Annotated in this window: 15 protein-coding genes; 14 read left to right on the top strand and 1 reads right to left on the bottom strand. The window is 46.2% G+C overall.

Translation table 11 applies throughout. The annotated features are described in order from the left end of the window. The first annotated feature begins 120 nt into the window (after positions 1–120). From BN3261_RS15025 to BN3261_RS15090, 14 genes are all read left to right on the top strand, one after another. The gene (locus BN3261_RS15025; RefSeq protein ID WP_059086680.1) at positions 121–2,379 is read left to right on the top strand and encodes a hydratase; all 2,259 of its coding nucleotides are present in this window, start codon (positions 121–123) and stop codon (positions 2,377–2,379) included. A gap of 2,291 nt (positions 2,380–4,670) precedes the next feature. Further along, on the top strand, positions 4,671–5,369 hold the full coding sequence (locus tag BN3261_RS15030) for an RluA family pseudouridine synthase (RefSeq protein WP_059086681.1): 699 nt from the start codon (positions 4,671–4,673) through the stop codon (positions 5,367–5,369). 149 nt (positions 5,370–5,518) lie between these two features. After that, positions 5,519–6,616: a substrate-binding domain-containing protein gene (locus BN3261_RS15035; protein WP_022427345.1), complete on the top strand. Its 1,098-nt coding sequence runs from the start codon at positions 5,519–5,521 to the stop codon at positions 6,614–6,616. A gap of 287 nt (positions 6,617–6,903) precedes the next feature. Beyond that, a complete protein-coding gene (locus tag BN3261_RS15040) occupies positions 6,904–7,239 on the top strand; it encodes a V-type ATPase subunit subunit G family protein (protein ID WP_118752836.1) in 336 nt (111 codons plus the stop codon). Positions 7,240–7,255: 16 nt separating this feature from the next. Continuing rightward, the gene (locus tag BN3261_RS15045) at positions 7,256–9,262 is read left to right on the top strand and encodes a V-type ATP synthase subunit I (RefSeq protein WP_059086682.1); all 2,007 of its coding nucleotides are present in this window, start codon (positions 7,256–7,258) and stop codon (positions 9,260–9,262) included. A gap of 4 nt (positions 9,263–9,266) precedes the next feature. Continuing rightward, positions 9,267–9,737, top strand: a complete 471-nt coding sequence (locus BN3261_RS15050) for a V-type ATP synthase subunit K (RefSeq protein ID WP_015526259.1) — start codon at positions 9,267–9,269, stop codon at positions 9,735–9,737. A 20-nt stretch (positions 9,738–9,757) separates the two neighbouring features. Continuing rightward, a complete protein-coding gene (locus BN3261_RS15055) occupies positions 9,758–10,351 on the top strand; it encodes a V-type ATP synthase subunit E (protein ID WP_015526258.1) in 594 nt (197 codons plus the stop codon). Between the two features lie 30 nt (positions 10,352–10,381). Continuing rightward, positions 10,382–11,353, top strand: a complete 972-nt coding sequence (locus tag BN3261_RS15060; protein ID WP_059086971.1) for a V0D/AC39 family V-type ATPase subunit — start codon at positions 10,382–10,384, stop codon at positions 11,351–11,353. Further along, complete coding sequence (locus tag BN3261_RS15065) at positions 11,346–11,666, top strand: V-type ATP synthase subunit F (protein WP_015526256.1); 321 nt, start codon at positions 11,346–11,348, stop codon at positions 11,664–11,666. The genes BN3261_RS15060 and BN3261_RS15065 overlap by 8 nt, the downstream gene beginning before the upstream one ends. Positions 11,667–11,690: 24 nt before the next feature. Further along, positions 11,691–13,460 (top strand): V-type ATP synthase subunit A, encoded by a 1,770-nt coding sequence (locus BN3261_RS15070; protein ID WP_059086683.1) that lies wholly within the window; start codon positions 11,691–11,693, stop codon positions 13,458–13,460. Between the two features lies 1 nt (position 13,461). Further along, positions 13,462–14,835: a V-type ATP synthase subunit B gene (locus BN3261_RS15075; protein WP_015526254.1), complete on the top strand. Its 1,374-nt coding sequence runs from the start codon at positions 13,462–13,464 to the stop codon at positions 14,833–14,835. Between the two features lie 14 nt (positions 14,836–14,849). Beyond that, the gene (locus BN3261_RS15080) at positions 14,850–15,524 is read left to right on the top strand and encodes a V-type ATP synthase subunit D (RefSeq protein WP_021975777.1); all 675 of its coding nucleotides are present in this window, start codon (positions 14,850–14,852) and stop codon (positions 15,522–15,524) included. 354 nt (positions 15,525–15,878) lie between these two features. Continuing rightward, complete coding sequence (locus tag BN3261_RS15085; protein ID WP_059086684.1) at positions 15,879–16,433, top strand: phosphatase PAP2 family protein; 555 nt, start codon at positions 15,879–15,881, stop codon at positions 16,431–16,433. A 157-nt stretch (positions 16,434–16,590) separates the two neighbouring features. After that, complete coding sequence (locus BN3261_RS15090; RefSeq protein ID WP_059086685.1) at positions 16,591–17,781, top strand: pyridoxal phosphate-dependent aminotransferase; 1,191 nt, start codon at positions 16,591–16,593, stop codon at positions 17,779–17,781. Positions 17,782–17,936: 155 nt separating this feature from the next. On the opposite strand, the gene adhE is transcribed toward BN3261_RS15090, so the two are convergent. Further along, positions 17,937–20,573 (bottom strand): bifunctional acetaldehyde-CoA/alcohol dehydrogenase, encoded by a 2,637-nt coding sequence (gene adhE, locus BN3261_RS15095; RefSeq protein ID WP_059086686.1) that lies wholly within the window; start codon positions 20,571–20,573, stop codon positions 17,937–17,939. Positions 20,574–20,858 lie beyond the last annotated feature (285 nt).

The following is a 20,858-nucleotide window of genomic DNA, read 5'->3' on the forward strand; positions in this document are numbered from 1 at the left end:
TAACGCTTGTACGCAAAACAATGCACCAGGTGTGTTCACTTTTATTGACTAATGTGTAAAAATCCTCTATAATAAACGAAATTATGAAAAAAAGAATCATTACAGATTGGAGGAACCGAAATGAAACTTTACGATACCGGCGTTTATCTTCAGAACGGACAGGAAATCATTCCCGAGAACCAGGCTGATCTGCCTGTAGCGAAAGAAGAGGCTGCTAAGAATACCATCGCATATTCTATTCTCAAGGCTCACAATAAATCCGATAACATGGAGAAGCTTCAGATCAAATTCGATAAACTGACTTCCCATGATATCACATTTGTAGGAATCATCCAGACAGCAAGAGCTTCAGGACTTGAGAAATTCCCGGTACCATATGTACTGACCAACTGCCATAACTCCCTCTGTGCAGTAGGCGGAACCATCAATGAAGATGACCACATGTTTGGTCTCACCTGTGCCAAAAAGTACGGCGGAGTTTATGTACCGCCTCATCAGGCAGTTATCCATCAGTTCGCAAGAGAAATGCTTGCAGGCGGCGGAAAAATGATCCTCGGTTCTGACAGTCATACAAGATACGGTGCTCTTGGAACCATGGCTATGGGCGAGGGCGGACCGGAGCTTGTAAAACAGCTTCTCTGCCAGACATACGATATTAATATGCCAGGAGTAGTTGCTATTTATCTGAAAGGTGCTCCACGTCCGGGTGTAGGACCGCAGGATGTTGCGCTTGCCATCATCGGCGAGGTTTTTGCCAACGGCTATGTGAAGAATAAGGTTATGGAGTTCGTTGGACCAGGCGTTGCCAGCTTAAGTGCAGATTTCCGTATCGGTGTTGATGTTATGACAACAGAAACTACATGTCTTTCCTCCATCTGGCAGACAGATGCGAAGATCGAGGAATTCTATGCGATCCACGGAAGACCGGAGGATTACAAAGAACTGAAACCGGGCAACGTTGCATATTATGACGGCTGTGTAGAGATTGACCTCAGTGAGATCAAACCAATGATCGCAATGCCGTTCCACCCAAGTAACACCTACACCATCGATGAGCTGAAGGCAAACCTTGACGATATCCTTGCAGATGTGGAGAAGAGAGCACAGGTAAGCCTTGACGGAAAGATTCCGTTCACATTGAGAGACAAGGTAGTTGATGGCAAGCTTTATGTTGAGCAGGGAATCATCGCCGGCTGTGCAGGTGGCGGATTCGAGAATATCTGTGCAGCAGCAGATATCCTCAAGGGCAAAAATATCGGCCATGATGCCTTCACCTTAAGTGTATACCCGGCAAGTACTCCGATCTACATGGAACTGGCTAAGAATGGTGTTCTTGCAGAACTGATTGGAACAGGCGCAGTTGTGAAAACTGCATTCTGCGGACCGTGCTTCGGCGCCGGAGATACACCTGCAAACAATGCATTCAGTATCCGTCATACAACCAGAAACTTCCCGAACCGTGAAGGCTCCAAGATCCAGAACGGTCAGATCTCTTCGGTTGCACTTATGGATGCACGTTCTATTGCAGCTACAGCAGCAAACAAGGGATTCCTTACCTCAGCAGAGGAGTTTGACGGAAGCTATTCCGAGCATAAATACTACTTCGATAAGTCTATCTACGAGAACCGTGTATTTGACAGCAAGGGCGTGGCAGATCCAAGCGTAGAGATCCAGTTTGGACCGAATATCAAAGACTGGCCGGAGATGGCTGCACTTGCAGACAACCTGATCCTGAAGGTTGTTTCCGAGATCCACGATCCGGTTACTACCACTGACGAGCTGATCCCGTCCGGTGAGACATCCTCCTACCGTTCCAATCCGCTTGGACTTGCAGAGTTCACACTGTCCAGAAAGGATCCGGCTTATGTTGGCCGTGCAAAAGAGATCCAGGCAGCACAGAAGGCGATCCAGGCAGGTAACTGCCCGGCAGAGGCTGTTCCGGAACTGAAACCGGTTATGGAAACCATCCATAAATCCTACCCGGATGTTGACAAGACAAACCTTGGTGTAGGAAGCACCATCTTTGCAGTGAAACCGGGCGATGGCTCTGCCAGAGAGCAGGCTGCATCCTGCCAGAAGGTACTTGGCGGCTGGGCAAACATTGCCAATGAGTATGCAACCAAGAGATATCGTTCCAATCTGATCAACTGGGGTATGCTTCCATTCCTGATCCCGTCCGGAGATCTTCCGTTCAAGAACGGTGATTATCTGTTCTTCCCGGGAATCCGCAAGGCGGTTGAGGAAAAAGCAGACGTGATCAAGGGATATACTGTTGAAGGTGACGCTCTGAAGGAGTTCGATGTAACTCTGGGTGAGCTGACAGATGATGAGAGAGAGATCATCCTTAAGGGTTGTCTGATCAATTATAATCGTAAATAGATGCAGGGATTGAACATATGTAGAGCGTGAAGGCGTTGGAGCTGTGTTCATGAATATGCTGCAGAGCGGAATATAGTAATTTAAGAATTTCCGTGTTGTTTTGCAGACTGGTGACCGTTTTAATCGAGGTTGCCGGTCTGCTTTTTTACTTTTAGAGGTGTGGTTGTGGGAAGTTTTTAGGGTTGTGGATACTTATGACGATGCGGACGCGTGAGGTGTCCTGTGGGGAGCAGAGGCTGTCGTTTCGCCTGGTCATACTAAGCGTCTGAGGCAACCTGTGAAAAGGCCGGCCCATAACTCGCCATGTACGCTGATGCGTACCTGGCTCAGACAGATGGGCCTTATTCTGCGGCTTGTATCCGCAGAATACCTTTCCACAGGTCACCTCAGACGCCAAGTATGACCAAAGGCTCACTCCGAAGCCCCTGCTCTCCACAGGACACCTCACGCTGACATTCCCAGAGACAAACCCCAGCCCCGGTAAAAATATCAAAAAAAGCTCAACAAATGATGACCGTCTCAACACTCTTTGTTATTCAATTTTTCTTCTTCTTCGTTCTTTCGAATAAAGTTTATCTCAATCCCCTGCAAACATTGCAAAGTACAAACATTGCAATGTTTGCAGGGCCAATACAGTCACACAGAAACTTTTCTAACTAACTTTCCATGTTCGAAAGTCAGGGCGGGAAGGACGGGCGGGGCGGGTGACTCTGCAGGAGTCGTAGTACTTCTTAGGCCGCGGGGAGGCTGCGTTGCTGGAAAAATCCCAGCTGTTTGAGCGTAAGCGAGTTCTGGGATTTTTTCAGCGGTTTTAGCAGAATCCCTGCAGCCTTAGAAGCACTAGACCTCCGAAGCCTCACCCGCCCCGCCTGTCCTTCACGGCCGTCCGTTCGCGACATACCCTACCTTCACAACTTCACAATAGCATAAATTAACAGAAAATAATAAAAAACACAAACAAATTATAAAATATAAACACCTAATAAAACAAATAAATAAAAATAATAGCATAAAAACACAAAAATGTATTGACAAATACACGCAACGATGTTATTATAAGACCATCAAAAACAACAAGAGAAAAACAAAAAACAAAAAAGAAAATCATTCAATTCATAGCATAGATGCACATGAAGGATGAAGAAAGGAAAAGGTGATTCCAGTGGGAACATAAACAAACACCATCATCAATATGAGAGTGACAGGAACCGGATTTCCTGCAAGAAAGACCTGATACAGATCACATATGATACACCTTAAGAAAACAGAAGTTTCTTTTATGAAATATAAATAAGATCCTCTTAAATCTTACTTATATTTTAAGAAATCAGAAACAAAAGGAAATCAGTATTTCAGGTAATATAGAATCGGTAACTCATATTGAACAACTGTCACACACCTGATACAAAGATTTCAGGAAATATGTAAAGAAATATTTCCCGAAAGAGTAAAACCCTCAACTCACCGGTTCGTTGGAAAGAAGAGATTCCAAGAACAAACGTGAAGATGAGAACGATACTTTGAAATGCATATCAGAACCATTAGGATATGGATTGAAGCTTTGCATCAGAAGAATATCTGAGAGGATATTAAAAATAGAAGAATCGGGCAGGAACTTTTTTCCAGGATACTTTAAAGAACTGCAGAGGAGAAAATCCCAATAGGTCGATTTGAATCAGCAGATTGCAAAGTACAGAGATGACAAATGGTTTTGAATTTAAGAAGTTAAGTCCAGAATTGTTTAGTGAACAGGAAAAAGTATAACCACCGAAATTCTTCAGATAAACAGGAAATCAAACATCGTAAAAAATGATTTCTGATCTATAAAACTTTCTAAATAATCGAAGAGATATACTTACATATATCAGTCGTTTATGAGCAGGAAATAAAAAAGAAGAGAGAATCTGAAAAAGAAAAATTTCAAAATTGAATAAAGAGAATCGAAATTATTTTATAAAGTATATAAAATCAAAGATTTCGATTGATAAGTATAACAAGAAAACTTTATTCGAAAGAACGAAGAGGAAGAAAAATTGAATAACGAAGAGTGTTGAGACGGTCATCATTTTTGGAAACTGTAAAAGTAAAAAAAGTGATGACCGTCTCGTTGTGTATATAAGATTGCATATATTAAGTATATAACCGTTCCGAAAAGCCCTGGATAAAATAATATGATCCGAGCAGAGAGCAAAATTTTCGATCAGAGATTTTCCGGACAGTTATATTTATCAGTTGCCATCAAAAACATCATCAGTTATACTTCTGTGAGAAAGGAAGTAAGATGAGAAAATATGTGGAATTATCAGATTGAAGAAAATATTTTATATGAAGACAAAGAGATCCTTGTGTGCAGAAAAACAGCAGGAATGCCGGTGCAGGCAGCAAAAATAGGAACAATGGATATGGAAAGTGCCCTGAAAAATTATCTGGCACAAAAAACACCGGGAAAGATCCCATATCTGGGAGTAGTACATCGCCTTGATCAGCCGGTAGAAGGCATTCTTGTATTTGCGAAAACATCTGAAGCAGCAGGAAATTTGAGTAAACAGATGATGGCAGGAGGCGCCGGAAAATATTACCTGGCAGTAACAGAGGGAAAAGCAAAGAGCTCAGAAGGGACTCTTACAGACTATCTGAAAAAAAATGGAAAAGCCAACATGTCTCAGGTGGTGTCTGCCAATACACCAGGAGCAAAAAAAGCGATCCTTCACTATAAAGTTCTGGATCAGCAGGAGATAAACGGAAAATCCCGGACATTTCTTAAGATCAGGCTGGAAACAGGTCGGCATCATCAGATCCGTGTGCAGCTTTCTCATGAGGGACTGCCCCTTCTCGGAGACCGGAAATATAATCCTTCGGGAGAAAAAGGTACATCACTGGGACTTTGTTCCAGTTGTCTGGAATTCAAACACCCCAGAACAGGAAAAATGATGAAGTTTGAAACAGAGCCACAGGGAAGTGCGTTTCTGGATTTTGTGAAAAAAGTGTAAAAACTCTGGACGGAAATACGAAAAAGTGTATAATGTAAAAAGCAAGTAACCAAATGTAAGATTTTTGTAAAGTATAAGTTACTGTGGATGGACAAGGCAGACGATAAAGAACATAGAGAACAGTAACCAGCGAGGAAGAGGAGATTACAATGAAAAGAGCTGCAGTAGCGTCAGCAGCCTTGTTGGCTGTGGCAACCCTGCTGACAGGCTGTCAGAAAGAAGAAGTAGAAAAGCTTGTTGCACCGATTGTAGCAGATGTCCAGGAAACCCCTGAAGCAACCGAAGTGGAAGAAGAAAAAAGCCCGCTGATCCCTGAGATCGATGACACTCTTTCTATTGAAGAAGGTGCCAGAATAGCTGTTGTCAGCAAAAGCAAAAAAGGCGAGTTCTGGAATAAAGTAAAAGAAGGAATGGAAGCTGCTGTCAAGGATGTAAATGAGGCGTATGGTTTCAAAAAAGACAAGCAGATCACGATGACCTTTGAGGGTCCGGATGATGAAGAGGACGTAGAAAGTCAGATCAATACTCTTGATGCAGTGATCGCTGAGAATCCATCTGTAGTGTGTCTTTCTGCCGGAGATATGGATTCCTGTCAGGCACAGCTGGAAGCAGCGAAAGAGAACGGAATTCCGGTGGTCGCATTTGATTCCAATGTCAGTGATACGAAGCTGGTCAGAGCTTTCCGTGGAACAGACAATACACAGATCGGCAAATATGCAGCATATAAGCTTGGCAGCGCCATTGGAAAAATGGGAAATGTGGCTGTTTTTTCCGCACAGGAGAAAACACAGAGCGCTCAGGAACGTGTAAAGGGATTTCTGGATAATATTGCAAATTATACGGATATTAAAGTGGTGGAAACCGTATATTCTGACCAGGTTGATGATATGAAGGAAGCCATGAAGGAAGTTCTGGATAAATATCCGGCACTGGATGGTGTTTTCTGCACCAATGCCGAGGTTTCTGAAATGTTTCTGGAGGTAAATAAGGACACAGGAGAAAATAAAGTTGCTATGGTAGGCGTAGATGCAACCAGCAAACAGCAGGAAGCGATCCAGAAAGGGGAAGAACTGGGAGTGCTTTCACAGAATCCTTATGCGATGGGATATCAGACCATGTGGGCGGCTATTCAGTCTACTGCACCGAAGAAGGAAACAAAGATTGATAAGAAGGTTTTACTTGATCCGATATGGATTGATGCTGAGAATATCAAAAGCGAAGACATTGCAAATTACCTGTACAATTAACAAATAGAACAGATAGCCACTGTAGGTCGGGTGAATAGGTTAGTCCGCATTCACCGTCTGTTCATAATTGAAAGCCATCAGTCTGATGAAGATGTAAAAAACATTTTCATCGGGCTGATGGCTTTTTTTGAATAAAAATAAAAAATATGAATAGAATAAACAAATAAAAAGTGCGCGAAAAAATGGCAAAAATATAACATATATGACGACTTTTTGACACAATACAAATAAATTTATCGTTAAATTGCATAATAAACATTGTTTTGAAAAAGCGATTGTGGTACAATTTGGATATGCAGAGAGGCGGTGATCAGATGATCCAGGAAACGATCAAGGCAGTGAAAGAGGCGGAGGCAAAAGCACAGCAGAAGATAAAGGATGCATCCGTCCGTGCACAGAGTATCATCAGCGAAGCTGAGAAAGAGGCAGAGAATATTATCAGAAAGGCGGAAACAGCCGCCGGCGAACAGGCGGCATCTGATATGAAAGCAGCCGAAGAACGTGCACACAGTACAGAGAACACTGTCGTTGGACAGGCGGAGGAAGAGCTTGCAGCTTTGAAAAAGAAAGCGGAGTCGAAGCACGAGCAGGCGATCCAGACAGTAATGGACAGTTTGTTCTGAGAGGGGGAGTGCGAAAATGGCAGTATTGCAGATGCAGCGAATCAGTATCTGCGCAATGAAAAAGAACCGTAAGGCCATATTGGAAGAACTGCAGTCACTTGGAGTATTGGAGATCGATGCAGCGGAATTGGATCCGGAGCTTAAGACGATGGATACTATGAATGCCCGGCTGATCTTTGAGAAGAACGCATCCCTTTGTGATCAGGCAATCGAAATACTGGATGAATTTTCGAAGGAAAAGCAATCCATGCTGGCATCCCTGGCAGGGAAACCGCTGATCGGAAGGAAGCAGGAGGAAGAAGCTATCCGGGATCAGGAAGAGATCCTGAGAACAGCCAGAGAAATTCAGGGATACCGGAAGAAGCTTACAGAGAACAGTGCGGCGGCAGTTAAGCTAGAACAGCAGGAAGCAGCTCTTGCTCCATGGCTGAAGCTGGATATTCCGATGAACTTCGGCGGTACAGCGAAAGCAGCGGTACTTGTGGGAAGTATTGATGGAAATATAACTCTGGATCAGGTATACAGTCAGCTGGCAGCGGATGCACCACAGCTTGAAGCCTTTGACATTCGGGAAATCTCAAATGATGCCGGTAAGCTGAGCCTGGTGGTTGTCTGCTTGAAAGCACAGGCACAGGAACTGGAAGAAGCGCTTCGGATGCAGGGATTTGCAAGACCGGCACAGCTGGTATCAGAGGTTCCGGCACAGGAGCTGGAGAACCTTAAGAATGAAGTGGTACGCATTCAGGAAGAGTCCGAACAGATCCGGGAACAGATACGCGCTCTTCACGACAGGAAGAGCTCTCTTCAGCTTTTGTCCGATTATTTCCGGATCCGTGCACAGAAATATGAGGTATTAGGACAGCTCCGCCAGTCGGAGAGCACTTTTTTTGTGACAGGATATCTTCCGAAGAAACAGGTTCCTGCAATGGAGAAACGGCTTACGGAGAAGTACGATATTGTTTTTGAAGCAGAAGATGCTGAGGGAGAAAATGTTCCGGTTGCCCTTCAGAACGGCAAATTCGGAGCAGCAGGAGAGGGAGTTCTGGCAGCATTTGGTCTTCCCGGAAAGGGAGAGATCGATCCTTCCATGATCATGACAGCCTGCTATGTATTTCTTTTCGGACTGATGCTGTCAGACGCAGCATATGGACTGATCGTCTTTGCAGTCTGTCTGGGAGTACTTCTGAAGTTCCCCAGGATGGAGAGCGGAATGCAGAAATCCATCCGGCTTTTTATGTACTGTGGATTGTCCACTTTGTTCTGGGGCGTGATGTTTGGCGGATATTTCGGAGATTTTATCGATGTATTTTCGAAGGTATATCTGCACAGGCCGGTCACGGTGAAGCCGGTATGGTTTGCACCGTTAAATGAGCCAATGAGACTTCTGGTGTTCTCCATGCTGTTTGGTCTGATCCATATGTTTCTGGGAATGGGTCTTAAGGGCTACATGCTGTTACGTGACAGAAAATATCTCGACTTTTTCTGTGACGTAGTACTCTGGTTCCTGCTTCTTATGGGACTGATCTTGATCTTTATCCCAAGCAGCATGTTCCGTTCTATTTCTCAGATGGATCTGAATCTTTCACCGGCAGTGATACAGGTCGGAAAATGGATGGCGATCATCGGTGCTGTGGGAATTCTCTTTATGTCAGGAAGAGATAAGAAGAATCCGTTCCTGAGGCTGGCGCTTGGAGCCTACGATCTTTACAATATCACGGGATGGGTCAGTGATATCCTTTCCTATTCCAGACTTCTGGCCCTGGGACTTGCTACCGGAGTTATCGCATCAGTTATGAACCAGATGGGAAGTATGCTGGGAGACAGTATTCTGGGATGGATCGTATTTATCCTTGTATTTGTGATTGGTCATATCTTTAACCTTCTGATCAATCTTCTGGGTGCATACGTGCACACCTGCCGATTACAGTACGTAGAGTTTTTCGGTAAATTCTTTGAGGGCGGAGGAAAAGAGTTCCACCCCTTCCGCGAAAATACAAAATATGTAGATATTAAGGAGGATTAATATTATGAGTGGTATCGTTTGGGCATTATTGGGAGCAGCAATTTCCGTAGCTCTTGCAGGTATAGGTTCCGCCATCGGTGTTGGTACAGCCGGCCGTGCAGCAGCAGGCGTTGTAACAGAAGACCCGGACAAATTTGCCAAGGTTCTGCTTCTTCAGCTTCTTCCCGGTACGCAGGGTATTTACGGACTGCTGGTAGCATTCCTTGCACTTTCCAAGGTTGGTATCCTGGGCGGAGGTGTTGCTGATATTTCCCTGGAAACCGGTCTTATGATCTTTGTGGCTTGTCTTCCGATTGCTATCGCAGGTCTTCTTTCTGCAATCCATCAGGGAAAAACTTCCGTAGCTTCCATCGGTATCGTAGCCAAGAAACCGGAGCAGTTCGGTAAAGCCATGCTTTTCCCTGCAATGGTTGAGACATATGCGATTCTGGCTCTTCTGATCTCCATTCTTGCAGTCAGCGGAATTCAGGTTTGATTCATCAGGAGGGGCAGAGCATGACAGGATTAGAGAAGATGGTAAGCCAGATTCTTGAAGAGGCCGATGCTTCTGCAGCCGTTACGATCAGTGATGCGGAGAAAAAAGCCGCAGAGATCCTCAGGGAAGCCGGAGAAAAGGCAGATAAGATCCGGCAGCAGAGAGAAGAACAGTCCAGGGCAAAGGTGAAAAGCTATGAAGAGCGGACAGCTTCCGCTGCAGATATGAAGAAGCGTACCGCAGTTCTTGCAGCCAAGCAGGAGCTGATCGGAAATGTGATCGCAGATGCCTGTGACCGTGTGAAGAATCTGGATGAAGAAAAATATTTTGGGATCCTTAAGAATATGGCTGAGAAATATCTTCTTCCAAGAGAAGGAGAGATCTGTTTTTCAAAAAAGGATCTGGAACGTATGCCGGCAGGTTTCCGTGAGGAAATAAAGAGCCTGGCACAGAAAAAGGGTGGTGTGCTGGAAATTTCCGGTGAAACCCGAAACATAGACGGAGGTTTTATCCTGATATACGGCGGCATTGAGGAAAACTGTTCCATTGATGCCATGTTCGCAGAGAAGCGGGATGAGCTTCTGGATCAGGTAAGAAAGATTTTGTTTGCGTAAAACACCATCGCAAAAAGGAGGGCGTGAATGATGTTTGGTGAAGATTATGCCTATGCGGTGGCGCGGATACGTGTTCTGGAGACCGGACTTCTGAATCAGGCAGCGATCGAGCAGCTTCTGGCATGTCAGGATGAGCAGCAGTGCCTTCAGATCCTTACAGAGAAGGGCTGGGGAAACGGTGATCCTGCAGCCGGTGCGGATGCCATTCTTTCTCGAGAGAGAGAAAAGATCTGGGAGATCATGGATTCGCTGGTAGCGGACCGATCTGTGTTTTCTGTTCTTTCCTATCAGGATCTTTTCCATAACCTGAAAGCGGCTGTGAAGGCAAGCATCCTGCAAGGGGCAGCGCCGAATATTTTTTTCAGCGACTGTTCCATTGACGGAGAGGATATGGTGAAATTCCTGACAGATAAGGAATATGATCGTTTTCCTGAGGATATGCGGGAAGCGGCAAGAGAAGCCTATGAGACCTTTTTGCACACAAGAGACGGACAGCTTGCGGATATTATCGTAGACAGGGCAGCACTGGATGCCATAAAAAAAGCCGGAGAACGGTCAAAAGAAGAGATCGTCCGGCAGTATGCGGAATCCACGGTAGCGGTAGCAGATATCCGGATCGCAGTCCGTGCCTGCAAAACAGGAAAAAGTTCGGACTTTATGAAAAAAGCCATGGCAGAATGTGACACACTGGATAAGGAGAGACTGATCCACGCGGCAGTAAGCGGAATGGCTCAGATCATGGGTTATCTGGCAGAAACGAAATATGGGGACGGAGCTCTGGCACTGGCGGAATCAGCTTCCGCTTTTGAGAGATGGTGTGATAACCAGATCATGGAGACCATCCGCCCTCAGCTGTACAATTCATTTTCACTGGGACCGCTGGTAGCCTATGTGCTTGCCCGTGAAAATGAGATCAAGACGGTGCGGATCATTCTCACCGGAAAGCGCAGCGGCCTTCCGGAAGAGTTTATCCGGGAAAGGGCAAGGGAAATGTATGTATAAGATCGCAGTTTTAGGTGATTATAACAGCATTTACGGGTTTGCGGCTCTTGGCCTTGATACTTTTCCGGTGGAGGATCCTGCAGATGGTAAAGAGAAGCTTAACCGTCTGGCGGCCGGTGAATATGCGGTTATTTATATTACGGAACAGCTGGCGGCCCAGCTTTCCGCAGAGATCAGTAAATACAGTGAGGAGCTGATGCCTGCGATCATTCAGATTCCCGGAATTTCCGGAAATACAGGTGCAGGTATCGAAAATGTAAAGAAATCCGTGGAGACGGCAGTTGGCTCCGATATTCTTTTCAGTAATGAGTGACAAGAAAGCAGGTGATTGGTTCAGATGAGCAGAGGAACCATTAAGAAGGTGGCAGGACCGCTGGTAATTGCCAAGGGTATGCGGGATGCAAATATGTATGACGTGGTTCGTGTAAGCAGCCAGCGTCTGATCGGTGAGATCATTGAGATGCATGAAGATGAGGCTTCCATACAGGTATATGAGGAGACTTCAGGACTTCGTCCGGGAGAACCGGTAGAGTCCATGGAGGTGCCCCTTTCCGTGGAGCTTGGTCCTGGCCTTATTACAAGCATTTACGATGGAATCCAGCGTCCGCTGGATGACATCATGAAGGTAGCAGGCAGCAACAACCTGAAACGAGGCGTTGAGGTTCCTGCCCTGAAGCGGGACAAAAAATGGAATTTCATTCCGGTTGCGAAGGTGGGAGATCCGCTGGAGGGCGGCGATGTTCTTGGAACCGTTCAGGAGACTATCGTTGTTACACAGAAGATCATGGTACCTCCCAATATGAAAGGTACTCTGAAGGAAATTAAATCCGGCGAGTTTACCGTGGATGAGACCGTTGCAGTTCTTTCCACAGCAGACGGCGATAAAGAGCTGACCCTGATGCAGCACTGGCCGGTACGACGTGGCCGTCCATATAAGAAGAAACTTCCGCCAGCCAAGCCTCTGGTAACAGGACAGCGTGTTATTGATACCATGTTCCCTATTGCCAAGGGTGGTGTGGCAGCAGTTCCCGGCCCGTTCGGAAGCGGTAAGACGGTTATCCAGCATCAGCTTGCAAAATGGGCTGAGGCAGATATCGTGGTTTATATCGGCTGCGGTGAGCGTGGAAATGAGATGACAGATGTTCTGAACGAGTTCCCGGAGCTGAAGGATCCGAAAACAGGACAATCCCTGATGGAGCGTACGGTTCTGATCGCCAATACCTCAGATATGCCGGTTGCAGCTCGTGAGGCGTCGATCTATACAGGTATTACAATTGCGGAGTATTTCCGTGATATGGGATATTCCGTAGCATTGATGGCAGATTCTACTTCCAGATGGGCTGAGGCTCTCCGTGAGATGTCCGGACGACTGGAGGAGATGCCAGGCGAGGAAGGTTATCCTGCATATCTTGGTTCCCGTCTTGCACAGTTCTATGAGCGTGCCGGACATGTGATCTGCAGTGGAAAAGACGGAAGAGAGGGTGCCCTGACAGCGATCGGCGCCGTATCTCCTCCAGGTGGTGATATCTCCGAGCCGGTTTCCCAGGCGACACTTCGAATCGTAAAGGTATTCTGGGGACTGGATGCAAACCTTGCATACAAACGTCATTTCCCGGCGATCAACTGGCTGACCAGCTATTCTCTGTATCTGGACAGCGTTGGCGGATGGTTTGACGAAAATGTAGCGAATGACTGGATGAAGCTCCGTCAGAGAATGATGACCCTTCTTCAGGAAGAGGCAGAGCTGGAAGAAATCGTAAAGATGGTAGGTATGGATGCGCTTTCTCCGGGTGACCGACTGAAAATGGAAGCAGCCCGTTCCATCCGAGAGGATTTCCTCCACCAGAACTCTTTCCACGAGATCGATACCTACACATCTCTGGAAAAACAGCACAATATGATGCGTCTGGTACTTGCATTTTATGATGCGGGTCTGGATGTGCTGAAACAGGGCGCAGATATCAATGATATCGTAAAGCTTCCGGTACGTGAGCAGATCGGCCGTTATAAATATACAAAAGAAGATCAGCTGGCAGCAGAATATGAGAAAGTAACCCGCCAGCTGGCAGCAGAGACTGCAGAACTTCTGGGAAAGGAGGGCCTGTAAAATGCCAAAAGAATATAGGACCATACAGGAAGTTGCCGGCCCTTTGATGCTGGTACGGGGCGTTGAAGATGTAGCATTTGACGAGCTTGGTGAGATTGAGCTTGCCGATGGCGAAACAAGAAGATGCCGTGTTCTGGAGATCGACGGAAGCAATGCACTGGTGCAGCTGTTTGAGAGCTCCACGGGTATCAACCTTTCCAACAGCAAGGTACGTTTCCTGGGACGGAGCATGGAGCTGGGTGTATCCGGCGATATGCTGGGTCGTGTTTTTGACGGACTGGGACGTCCCATTGATGACGGCCCGGAGATCCTTCCGGAAGAGAGAAGAGATATCAATGGACTTCCCATGAATCCGGCGGCCAGAAGCTATCCGGAGGAGTTTATCCAGACGGGTGTATCTGCGATTGACGGACTGAACACCCTGGTACGCGGACAGAAGCTTCCGATCTTCTCCGCATCCGGTCTTCCCCATGCACAGCTTGCGGCACAGATCGCAAGACAGGCGAAGGTTCGCGGAAAAGATGAGCAGTTTGCCGTTGTATTTGCAGCCATGGGTATCACTTTCGAGGAGTCCAACTTCTTTGTAGAGAGCTTTAAGGAAACCGGAGCGATAGACCGTACTGTTCTTTTTGTAAACCTGGCAAATGACCCTGCTGTTGAGCGTATCGCTACTCCGCGAATGGCACTGACAGCGGCTGAATATCTTGCCTTCGAAAAAGACATGCACGTATTGGTAATCCTTACAGATATTACAAACTATGCGGATGCGCTCCGTGAGGTTTCCGCGGCTCGTAAGGAGGTTCCGGGACGTCGTGGATATCCCGGATATATGTACACAGATCTTGCTTCTCTTTATGAGCGTGCAGGCCGTCAGAAAGGAAAATCAGGAAGTATCACCATGGTTCCGATCCTGACTATGCCTGAGGATGATAAGACCCATCCGATCCCGGACCTTACCGGTTACATCACAGAGGGACAGATCATCCTGAGCCGTGAGCTTTACCGTAAGGGAATCACACCGCCCATCGATGTTCTTCCGTCTCTGTCACGACTGAAGGATAAGGGTATCGGTGAAGGCAAGACAAGAGCAGACCATGCAAACACCATGAACCAGCTGTTTGCCGCATATGCCCGTGGTAAAGAGGCCAAAGAGCTGATGACCATTCTTGGTGAGGCAGCTCTTTCCGATATTGACCTGATTTATGCAAAATTTGCAGATGCTTTCGAGAAGGAATATGTTTCCCAGGGCTATCAGGCTAACCGTGATATTGAGGAAACACTGGCCATCGGCTGGAAGCTGCTTTCCATTCTTCCGAGAAGCGAGCTGAAACGTATCGATGACAAATTCCTTGATCAGTATTACGGAAAAGTATAAAGGGGGGATGATTTGTGGCATCAACACAGGTGAATCCTACCCGTATGGAGCTTACGAAGCAGAAAAAGAAGCTGGTGACTGCAGTACGTGGCCATAAGCTCCTGAAGGATAAGCGGGACGAGCTGATGAGACAGTTCCTGGATCTGGTACGGGAGAATATGGAGCTGCGAAAAAAAGTAGAAGCCGGTATCCGAAGCGCCAACACCAATTTTGTCATTGCAAAAGCAGGAATGTCGGAGGAGACGCTGAATACGGCACTGATGGCTCCCAAGCAGGAAGTTTATCTGGAAACCGGAAAAAAGAATGTCATGAGTGTGGATATTCCTGTTTTTGAATACAAAACAAGAACACCGGATGCTAACGATATCTATTCCTATGGCTTTGCTTTTACATCCAGTGATCTGGACGGAGCGGTAAAATCCCTGGCAGACATCCTGCCGGATATGCTTCGTCTGGCAGAAGTGGAAAAGGCCTGTCAGCTTATGGCTTCCGAGATCGAAAAAACAAGGCGTCGTGTAAATGCCCTGGAGCATGTCATTATACCGGAAGCACAGGCAAACATCAAATACATCACCATGAAGCTGGATGAGAACGAGAGAAGTACCCAGATCCGACTGATGAAGGTGAAAGATATGATGCTGGAGGAGGCACATCATTATAAGGAGCGGGAGGCAGAGCGCGGAGCGTAAAGCGCAGCCATCCTGAAAGAAAAAGAAAAGTTTATATAGAAAGTTTTAAGTAACGGAAAGGAGATGTCCCTGTACTGTGTGAAATTTCGGCAGTGCAGGGGCGTTTTATTTATAAAATATTTAGCTTTTGTTATCAGAAAATCAAGAAAAATACAGTATAATAGATGATAAGTAAATCAGACAGTTGCAGATGCAGAAATATAAAAGAAAGCTGTTCTGTCTGCTGAAAAATAAAGAAATGAAAAATAAAGAAAGAGGAGAAAGCTGATCTGACCAGGTAAACTGCCGAGCAGCTGCATGGCTATGAACAGCTCGCAAAGCAGATTGCGGTAGCGTCTGATCAGTAAAAGGTATATGAATATTTTACAGTCAATACAACAGCTGGACGGAGAAATCCTTCTCCTGATCCAGCGATATTTAAGAACGGATATGCTGACACCATTTATGAAATCTGTTACATTTCTGGGAAACGGAGGATGGTTCTGGATCCTCTGTGCAGTTGTTCTTCTTGCTGTTCAAAAGACAAGAAAAACAGGCTATGCGGCAGCCTTGTCCCTGATCTTCGGGGCGATCGTTACCAACCTGCTTCTCAAAAATATAGTGGCAAGACCAAGGCCTTTTGCGGAAATCGAAGCTCTCATCCCTATGATCACCAAACCGAAGGATTTCTCTTTTCCGTCAGGTCACACCACAGCATCCTTTGCCGTTGCTCTGGTAATGCTTCGGATGCTTCCGAAGAAATTCGGAATCCCGGCAGTAGTCCTGGCAGCACTGGTGGCATTTTCCAGACTGTATCTTGGGGTTCATTATCCGACAGATGTTCTGGCCGGATTCGTGATCGCGCTGGTGGGAAGCACGCTGTCAGTATGGATCGTGCGAACGAAACCGGAAGACAAACAGGTACACTAGCATTGTCCATAGGAAAATATGAAGCACTTTACCTAGACAAAGTATTGACACGCTGAAGCAAGACGGGGTAAAATTGTAGACAGTACAACAGATTCTGACTATGGTAGAAATAATGATATGAAACCCTGTAAAATCGGATAAAAGGAGAGAGCACAAAATGATATCAGAAAAAATGAAACCCTACGTAAAAAATAATTCCGCCATCCGTATGATGTTTGAGGAAGGAAACCGCCTCCGTGCGAAATACGGCGCAGACAAGGTTTTTGATTTCAGTCTCGGAAATCCAAGTGTACCGGCACCGGACAGCGTCCGCGAAGCAATTATCGAGCTTGTAAACACTACGGATCCGACAGTTCTTCACGGATATATGAGCAACGCAGGCTTTGAGGATGTACGCCAGACCATCGCAGAATCCCTCAACAGACGTTTCGATACGAAATTTTCCGCAAAGAATCTGATCATGACCGTCGGTGCTGCAAGCGGACTGAATGTGATCCTGAAAACAATCCTGAATCCTGGAGAAGAGGTGATCGTTTTTGCACCATATTTTCTGGAATACGGTGCATATGTCCGCAATTATGATGGTGTCCTTGTGGAAATCTCTCCGGATACCACAACCTTCCAGCCAAATCTCGCTGAATTTGAACAGAAGATCACACCGAAGACAAGAGCAGTTATCGTAAATACCCCACACAATCCTACCGGAGTTGTATATTCAGAAGAAACGATCAAGAAACTTTCCGCAATCCTGGAAGCAAAACAGAAAGAGTTCGGAAGTGTGATCTACCTGATCTCCGATGAGCCATACCGTGAGCTGGCTTATGATGGCGTGGAGGTCCCATACCTGACGAAATATTATAACAATACTGTTGTGGGCTATTCCTACAGCAAATCTCTTTCCCTTCCGGGTGAACGTATCGGATATCTGGTGATCCCTGATGAGGCAGACGGAAGCGAAGAGCTGATCTCTGCAGCAACCATTGCAAACCGTACACTTGGCTGTGTAAATGCACCGTCCCTGATCCAGAAGGTAGTTGCAAAATGTGTAGACGCCAAGACGGATCTTGTAGCTTATGATAAAAATCGGCAGGCACTTTATAATGGCCTGAAAGAATGCGGATTTGAGTGTATCAAACCACAGGGTGCCTTCTATCTCTTTGTAAAATCTCCGGTTGAAGACGAAAAAGCCTTCTGTGAAGCCGGTAAGAAATATAACATCCTTATGGTACCGGGAAGCTCCTTCGCATGCCCCGGTTATGTGAGACTTGCATATTGTGTATCTTATGAGACAATTGTGAATTCTCTTCCTGAATTTAAAAAACTTGCAGCAGAGTATGGCTTGAAATAAACGATCATTACCAAGCAGTTGAATAAAAGATCCCCGGTACAGTCTGTTCATGCAGCCCTGTATCGGGGATCTTTTGCAAGAGGGAATAAGCAAATGAAACGTAGTCGGGAGTGAATAGACTCCCGACTGTGTTTCATTAAAAGGATGTTCCACATTTATTTGGCTTTTTTCTTTTCTTTATTTGGCATTTCTCCGTAATAAGCTTTCAGATAGATATCTTTCAGCTCGGATACAAGCGGATATCTCGGGTTGGCACCGGTACACTGGTCATTGAAGGCCTGCTCGGACATCTCATCCAGAGTTTCCAGGAAATGCTTCTCATCTACGCCGTAATCACGGATCGTCGGCAGGATCTCGATAGTTCTCATAAGCTCATCCAGTTTAGCAAGAAGTTTTTCGAATACTTCTGCATCGTTCTTGCCTGTAAGACCTACAGAACGTCCGATCTCAGCGTAGCGTGCAAGTGTCTTCGGATACTGATACTGTGGGAAAGTACCCATCTTAGTCGGAACCTCAGCACTGTTGTAACGCATAACATCCAGAAGAACAACTGCGTTTGCGATACCGTGTGGCAGGTGGTGGAAAGCACCGAGCTTGTGAGCGAGAGAGTGGTTAACGCCGAGGAATGCATTGGCGAATGCAAGACCTGCCATGCAGGAAGCGTTAGCCATGTGATCTCTGGCCTCTACGTCATTGCCATCTTTATATGCACGCGGCAGATACTCAAATACAAGCTTGATCGCTTTCAGTGCAAGACCATCGGTGTAATCGGAAGCCATCATGGAAACATAAGCCTCAATGGCATGTGTCATAACATCGATACCGGAAGCACGGGTAAGTCCCTTCGGTGCGCTCATCATGTTATTGGTATCTACGATCGCCATATCCGGGAGAAGCTCGTAATCAGCCAGTGGCCATTTAACGCCGGTATCCTGATCTGTGATGATGGCGAAAGGAGTAACCTCGGAGCCTGTACCGGAAGAGGTCGGGATCGCTACGAAGTAAGCTTTTTTACCCATCTTCGGGAAGGTATAAACTCTCTTACGGATATCCATGAAGTCCATGGACATATCGGAAAAGTCAGCGTCCGGATTCTCATAAAGCATCCACATAACCTTGCCGGCATCCATTGCGGAACCGCCGCCAAGAGCGATGATGCAGTCTGGCTCAAAGGCTGTCATAGCCTTGGCACCGGCTTTGGCGGAAGCGAGAGACGGGTCAGGAGCTACATCAGAGAAGCATGTATGAACGATGCCCATCTGATCCAGTTTATCTTCGATCGGTTTGGTGTAGCCATTCTTGTAGAGGAAGGAGTCTGTTACGATGAAGCAGCGTTTCTTGCCCATAACAGTACCGAGCTCATCAAGAGCAACCGGCATACAGCCCTTCTTAAAGTAAACCTTTTCCGGTGTTCTCATCCAGAGCATATTCTCTCTCCTTTCAGCAACAGTCTTGGTATTGAGAAGGTGTTTGACACCAACGTTCTCGGATACGGAGTTACCGCCCCAGGAACCGCAGCCAAGAGTAAGGGATGGAGCAAGCTTGAAGTTATAAAGGTCACCGATACCACCCTGGGAAGAAGGTGTATTGATAAGGATACGGCAGGTTTTCATAGTTGCTTCGAATTTATCCATCTTCTCTGTTTCATTTACGTTGATGTAGAGGGAAGAGGTATGACCATAGCCGCCGTCTGCAACGAGCTGCGCAGCCTTTGCAACAGCATCGTCAAAATTCTTGGCCTTGTACATGGCAAGTACAGGGGAAAGCTTCTCGTGTGCGAATTCTTCGCTGATATCAACGGACTCAACCTCACCGATCAGGATCTTGGTCTCAGCCGGTACAGTAACGCCTGCCATTTCAGCGATAGTAGCAGCTTTCTGTCCTACGATCTTGGCATTCAGTGCGCCGTTGATAAGGATGGTCTTTCTGACTTTCTCGATCTCGTCTTTTTTAAGGAAGTAGCATCCTCTGTAAAGGAACTCTTCCTTCACTTCTTTATAAATGCTCTCCAGAACAGTTACGGACTGCTCGGAAGCACAGATCATACCATTGTCAAAGGTCTTGGAGTGGATGATGGAGTTAACTGCAAGACGGATATCTGCGCTGTCATCAATAATGGCAGGTGTATTTCCGGGTCCTACACCAACAGCCGGTTTACCGGAGGAGTAAGCTGCTTTGACCATTCCGGGACCACCGGTGGCAAGGATGATATCTGCGTTCTGCATTACCATGTTGGTAAGGTCAAGGCTTGGGATATCGATCCATCCGATGATTCCTTCCGGCGCACCTGCGGCAACAGCTGCTTCCAGAACAACTTTTGCAGCTTCAATAGTGGATTTCTTAGCACGCGGATGCGGGCTGATGATGATCGCATTACGGGTTTTTAGGGAAATAAGAGATTTATAGATTGCTGTGGAGGTCGGGTTGGTTGTAGGGATAACTGCAGCAATCAGTCCTACAGGTTCCAGGATCTTCTTGAGTCCGTATGCCTTGTCTTCTTCTACAACACCACATGTCTGAGTGTTCTTATATGCATTGTAAACATACTCTGCTGCGTAATGGTTCTTGATAACCTTGTCTTCCATGATACCCATGCCTGTTTCCTCAACAGCCATTTTGGCAAGTGGGATACGCATCTTGTCAGCAGCAGTAGCAGCTGCCTTAAAGATCTTGTCGACCTGCTCCTGTGTGTAGGTAGCAAAGATCTTCTGTGCCTCTTTCATTGCAGCCATTTTCGCGGTCAGGGCTTCTGGAGTGTCGATGATGGTAGGGATAGTTTCTTTCTTTGCCATGTGGAATCCTCCTGTTTTCATATGATAATGGTCTGTGGTCCTGCGGGCTTATCCTTTTTTCGCCGGCAGATGCTGCAGAGTTTTTGTAAGTCCCCGCGCTGCGTTTCGTTGTTGATTCAATCTGATTGAATTTTCAGTTTCGATACTGATATAGTATCAAAATTCTGAAAAAAACGCAAATTCTGAATTTTGCCGCTATGTGCAAAATGACGAACAGAAAATTAGGGGAAAATACTGTAAATTTTACTTTGCAGAACGCTGAATTATTGGAAAAATCTTAAAAAA

This window comes from Blautia massiliensis (ex Durand et al. 2017), assembly GCF_001487165.1.
GTDB lineage: Bacteria > Bacillota > Clostridia > Lachnospirales > Lachnospiraceae > Blautia_A > Blautia_A fusiformis.

Bases quoted from the DNA above. Each gene is read 5' to 3' on its own strand.
- BN3261_RS15075 (WP_015526254.1), top strand. From the start codon at position 13,462: ATGCCAAAAGAATATAGGACCATACAGGAAGTTGCCGGCCCTTTGATG.
- BN3261_RS15060 (WP_059086971.1), top strand. From the start codon at position 10,382: ATGTTTGGTGAAGATTATGCCTATGCGGTGGCGCGGATACGTGTTCTG.
- BN3261_RS15030 (WP_059086681.1), top strand. From the start codon at position 4,671: ATGTGGAATTATCAGATTGAAGAAAATATTTTATATGAAGACAAAGAG.
- BN3261_RS15025 (WP_059086680.1), top strand. From the start codon at position 121: ATGAAACTTTACGATACCGGCGTTTATCTTCAGAACGGACAGGAAATC.
- BN3261_RS15045 (WP_059086682.1), top strand. From the start codon at position 7,256: ATGGCAGTATTGCAGATGCAGCGAATCAGTATCTGCGCAATGAAAAAG.
- BN3261_RS15055 (WP_015526258.1), top strand. From the start codon at position 9,758: ATGACAGGATTAGAGAAGATGGTAAGCCAGATTCTTGAAGAGGCCGAT.
- BN3261_RS15050 (WP_015526259.1), top strand. From the start codon at position 9,267: ATGAGTGGTATCGTTTGGGCATTATTGGGAGCAGCAATTTCCGTAGCT.
- BN3261_RS15035 (WP_022427345.1), top strand. From the start codon at position 5,519: ATGAAAAGAGCTGCAGTAGCGTCAGCAGCCTTGTTGGCTGTGGCAACC.
- BN3261_RS15090 (WP_059086685.1), top strand. From the start codon at position 16,591: ATGATATCAGAAAAAATGAAACCCTACGTAAAAAATAATTCCGCCATC.
- BN3261_RS15065 (WP_015526256.1), top strand. From the start codon at position 11,346: ATGTATAAGATCGCAGTTTTAGGTGATTATAACAGCATTTACGGGTTT.
- BN3261_RS15085 (WP_059086684.1), top strand. From the start codon at position 15,879: ATGAATATTTTACAGTCAATACAACAGCTGGACGGAGAAATCCTTCTC.
- adhE (WP_059086686.1), bottom strand. From the start codon at position 20,573: ATGGCAAAGAAAGAAACTATCCCTACCATCATCGACACTCCAGAAGCC.
- BN3261_RS15070 (WP_059086683.1), top strand. From the start codon at position 11,691: ATGAGCAGAGGAACCATTAAGAAGGTGGCAGGACCGCTGGTAATTGCC.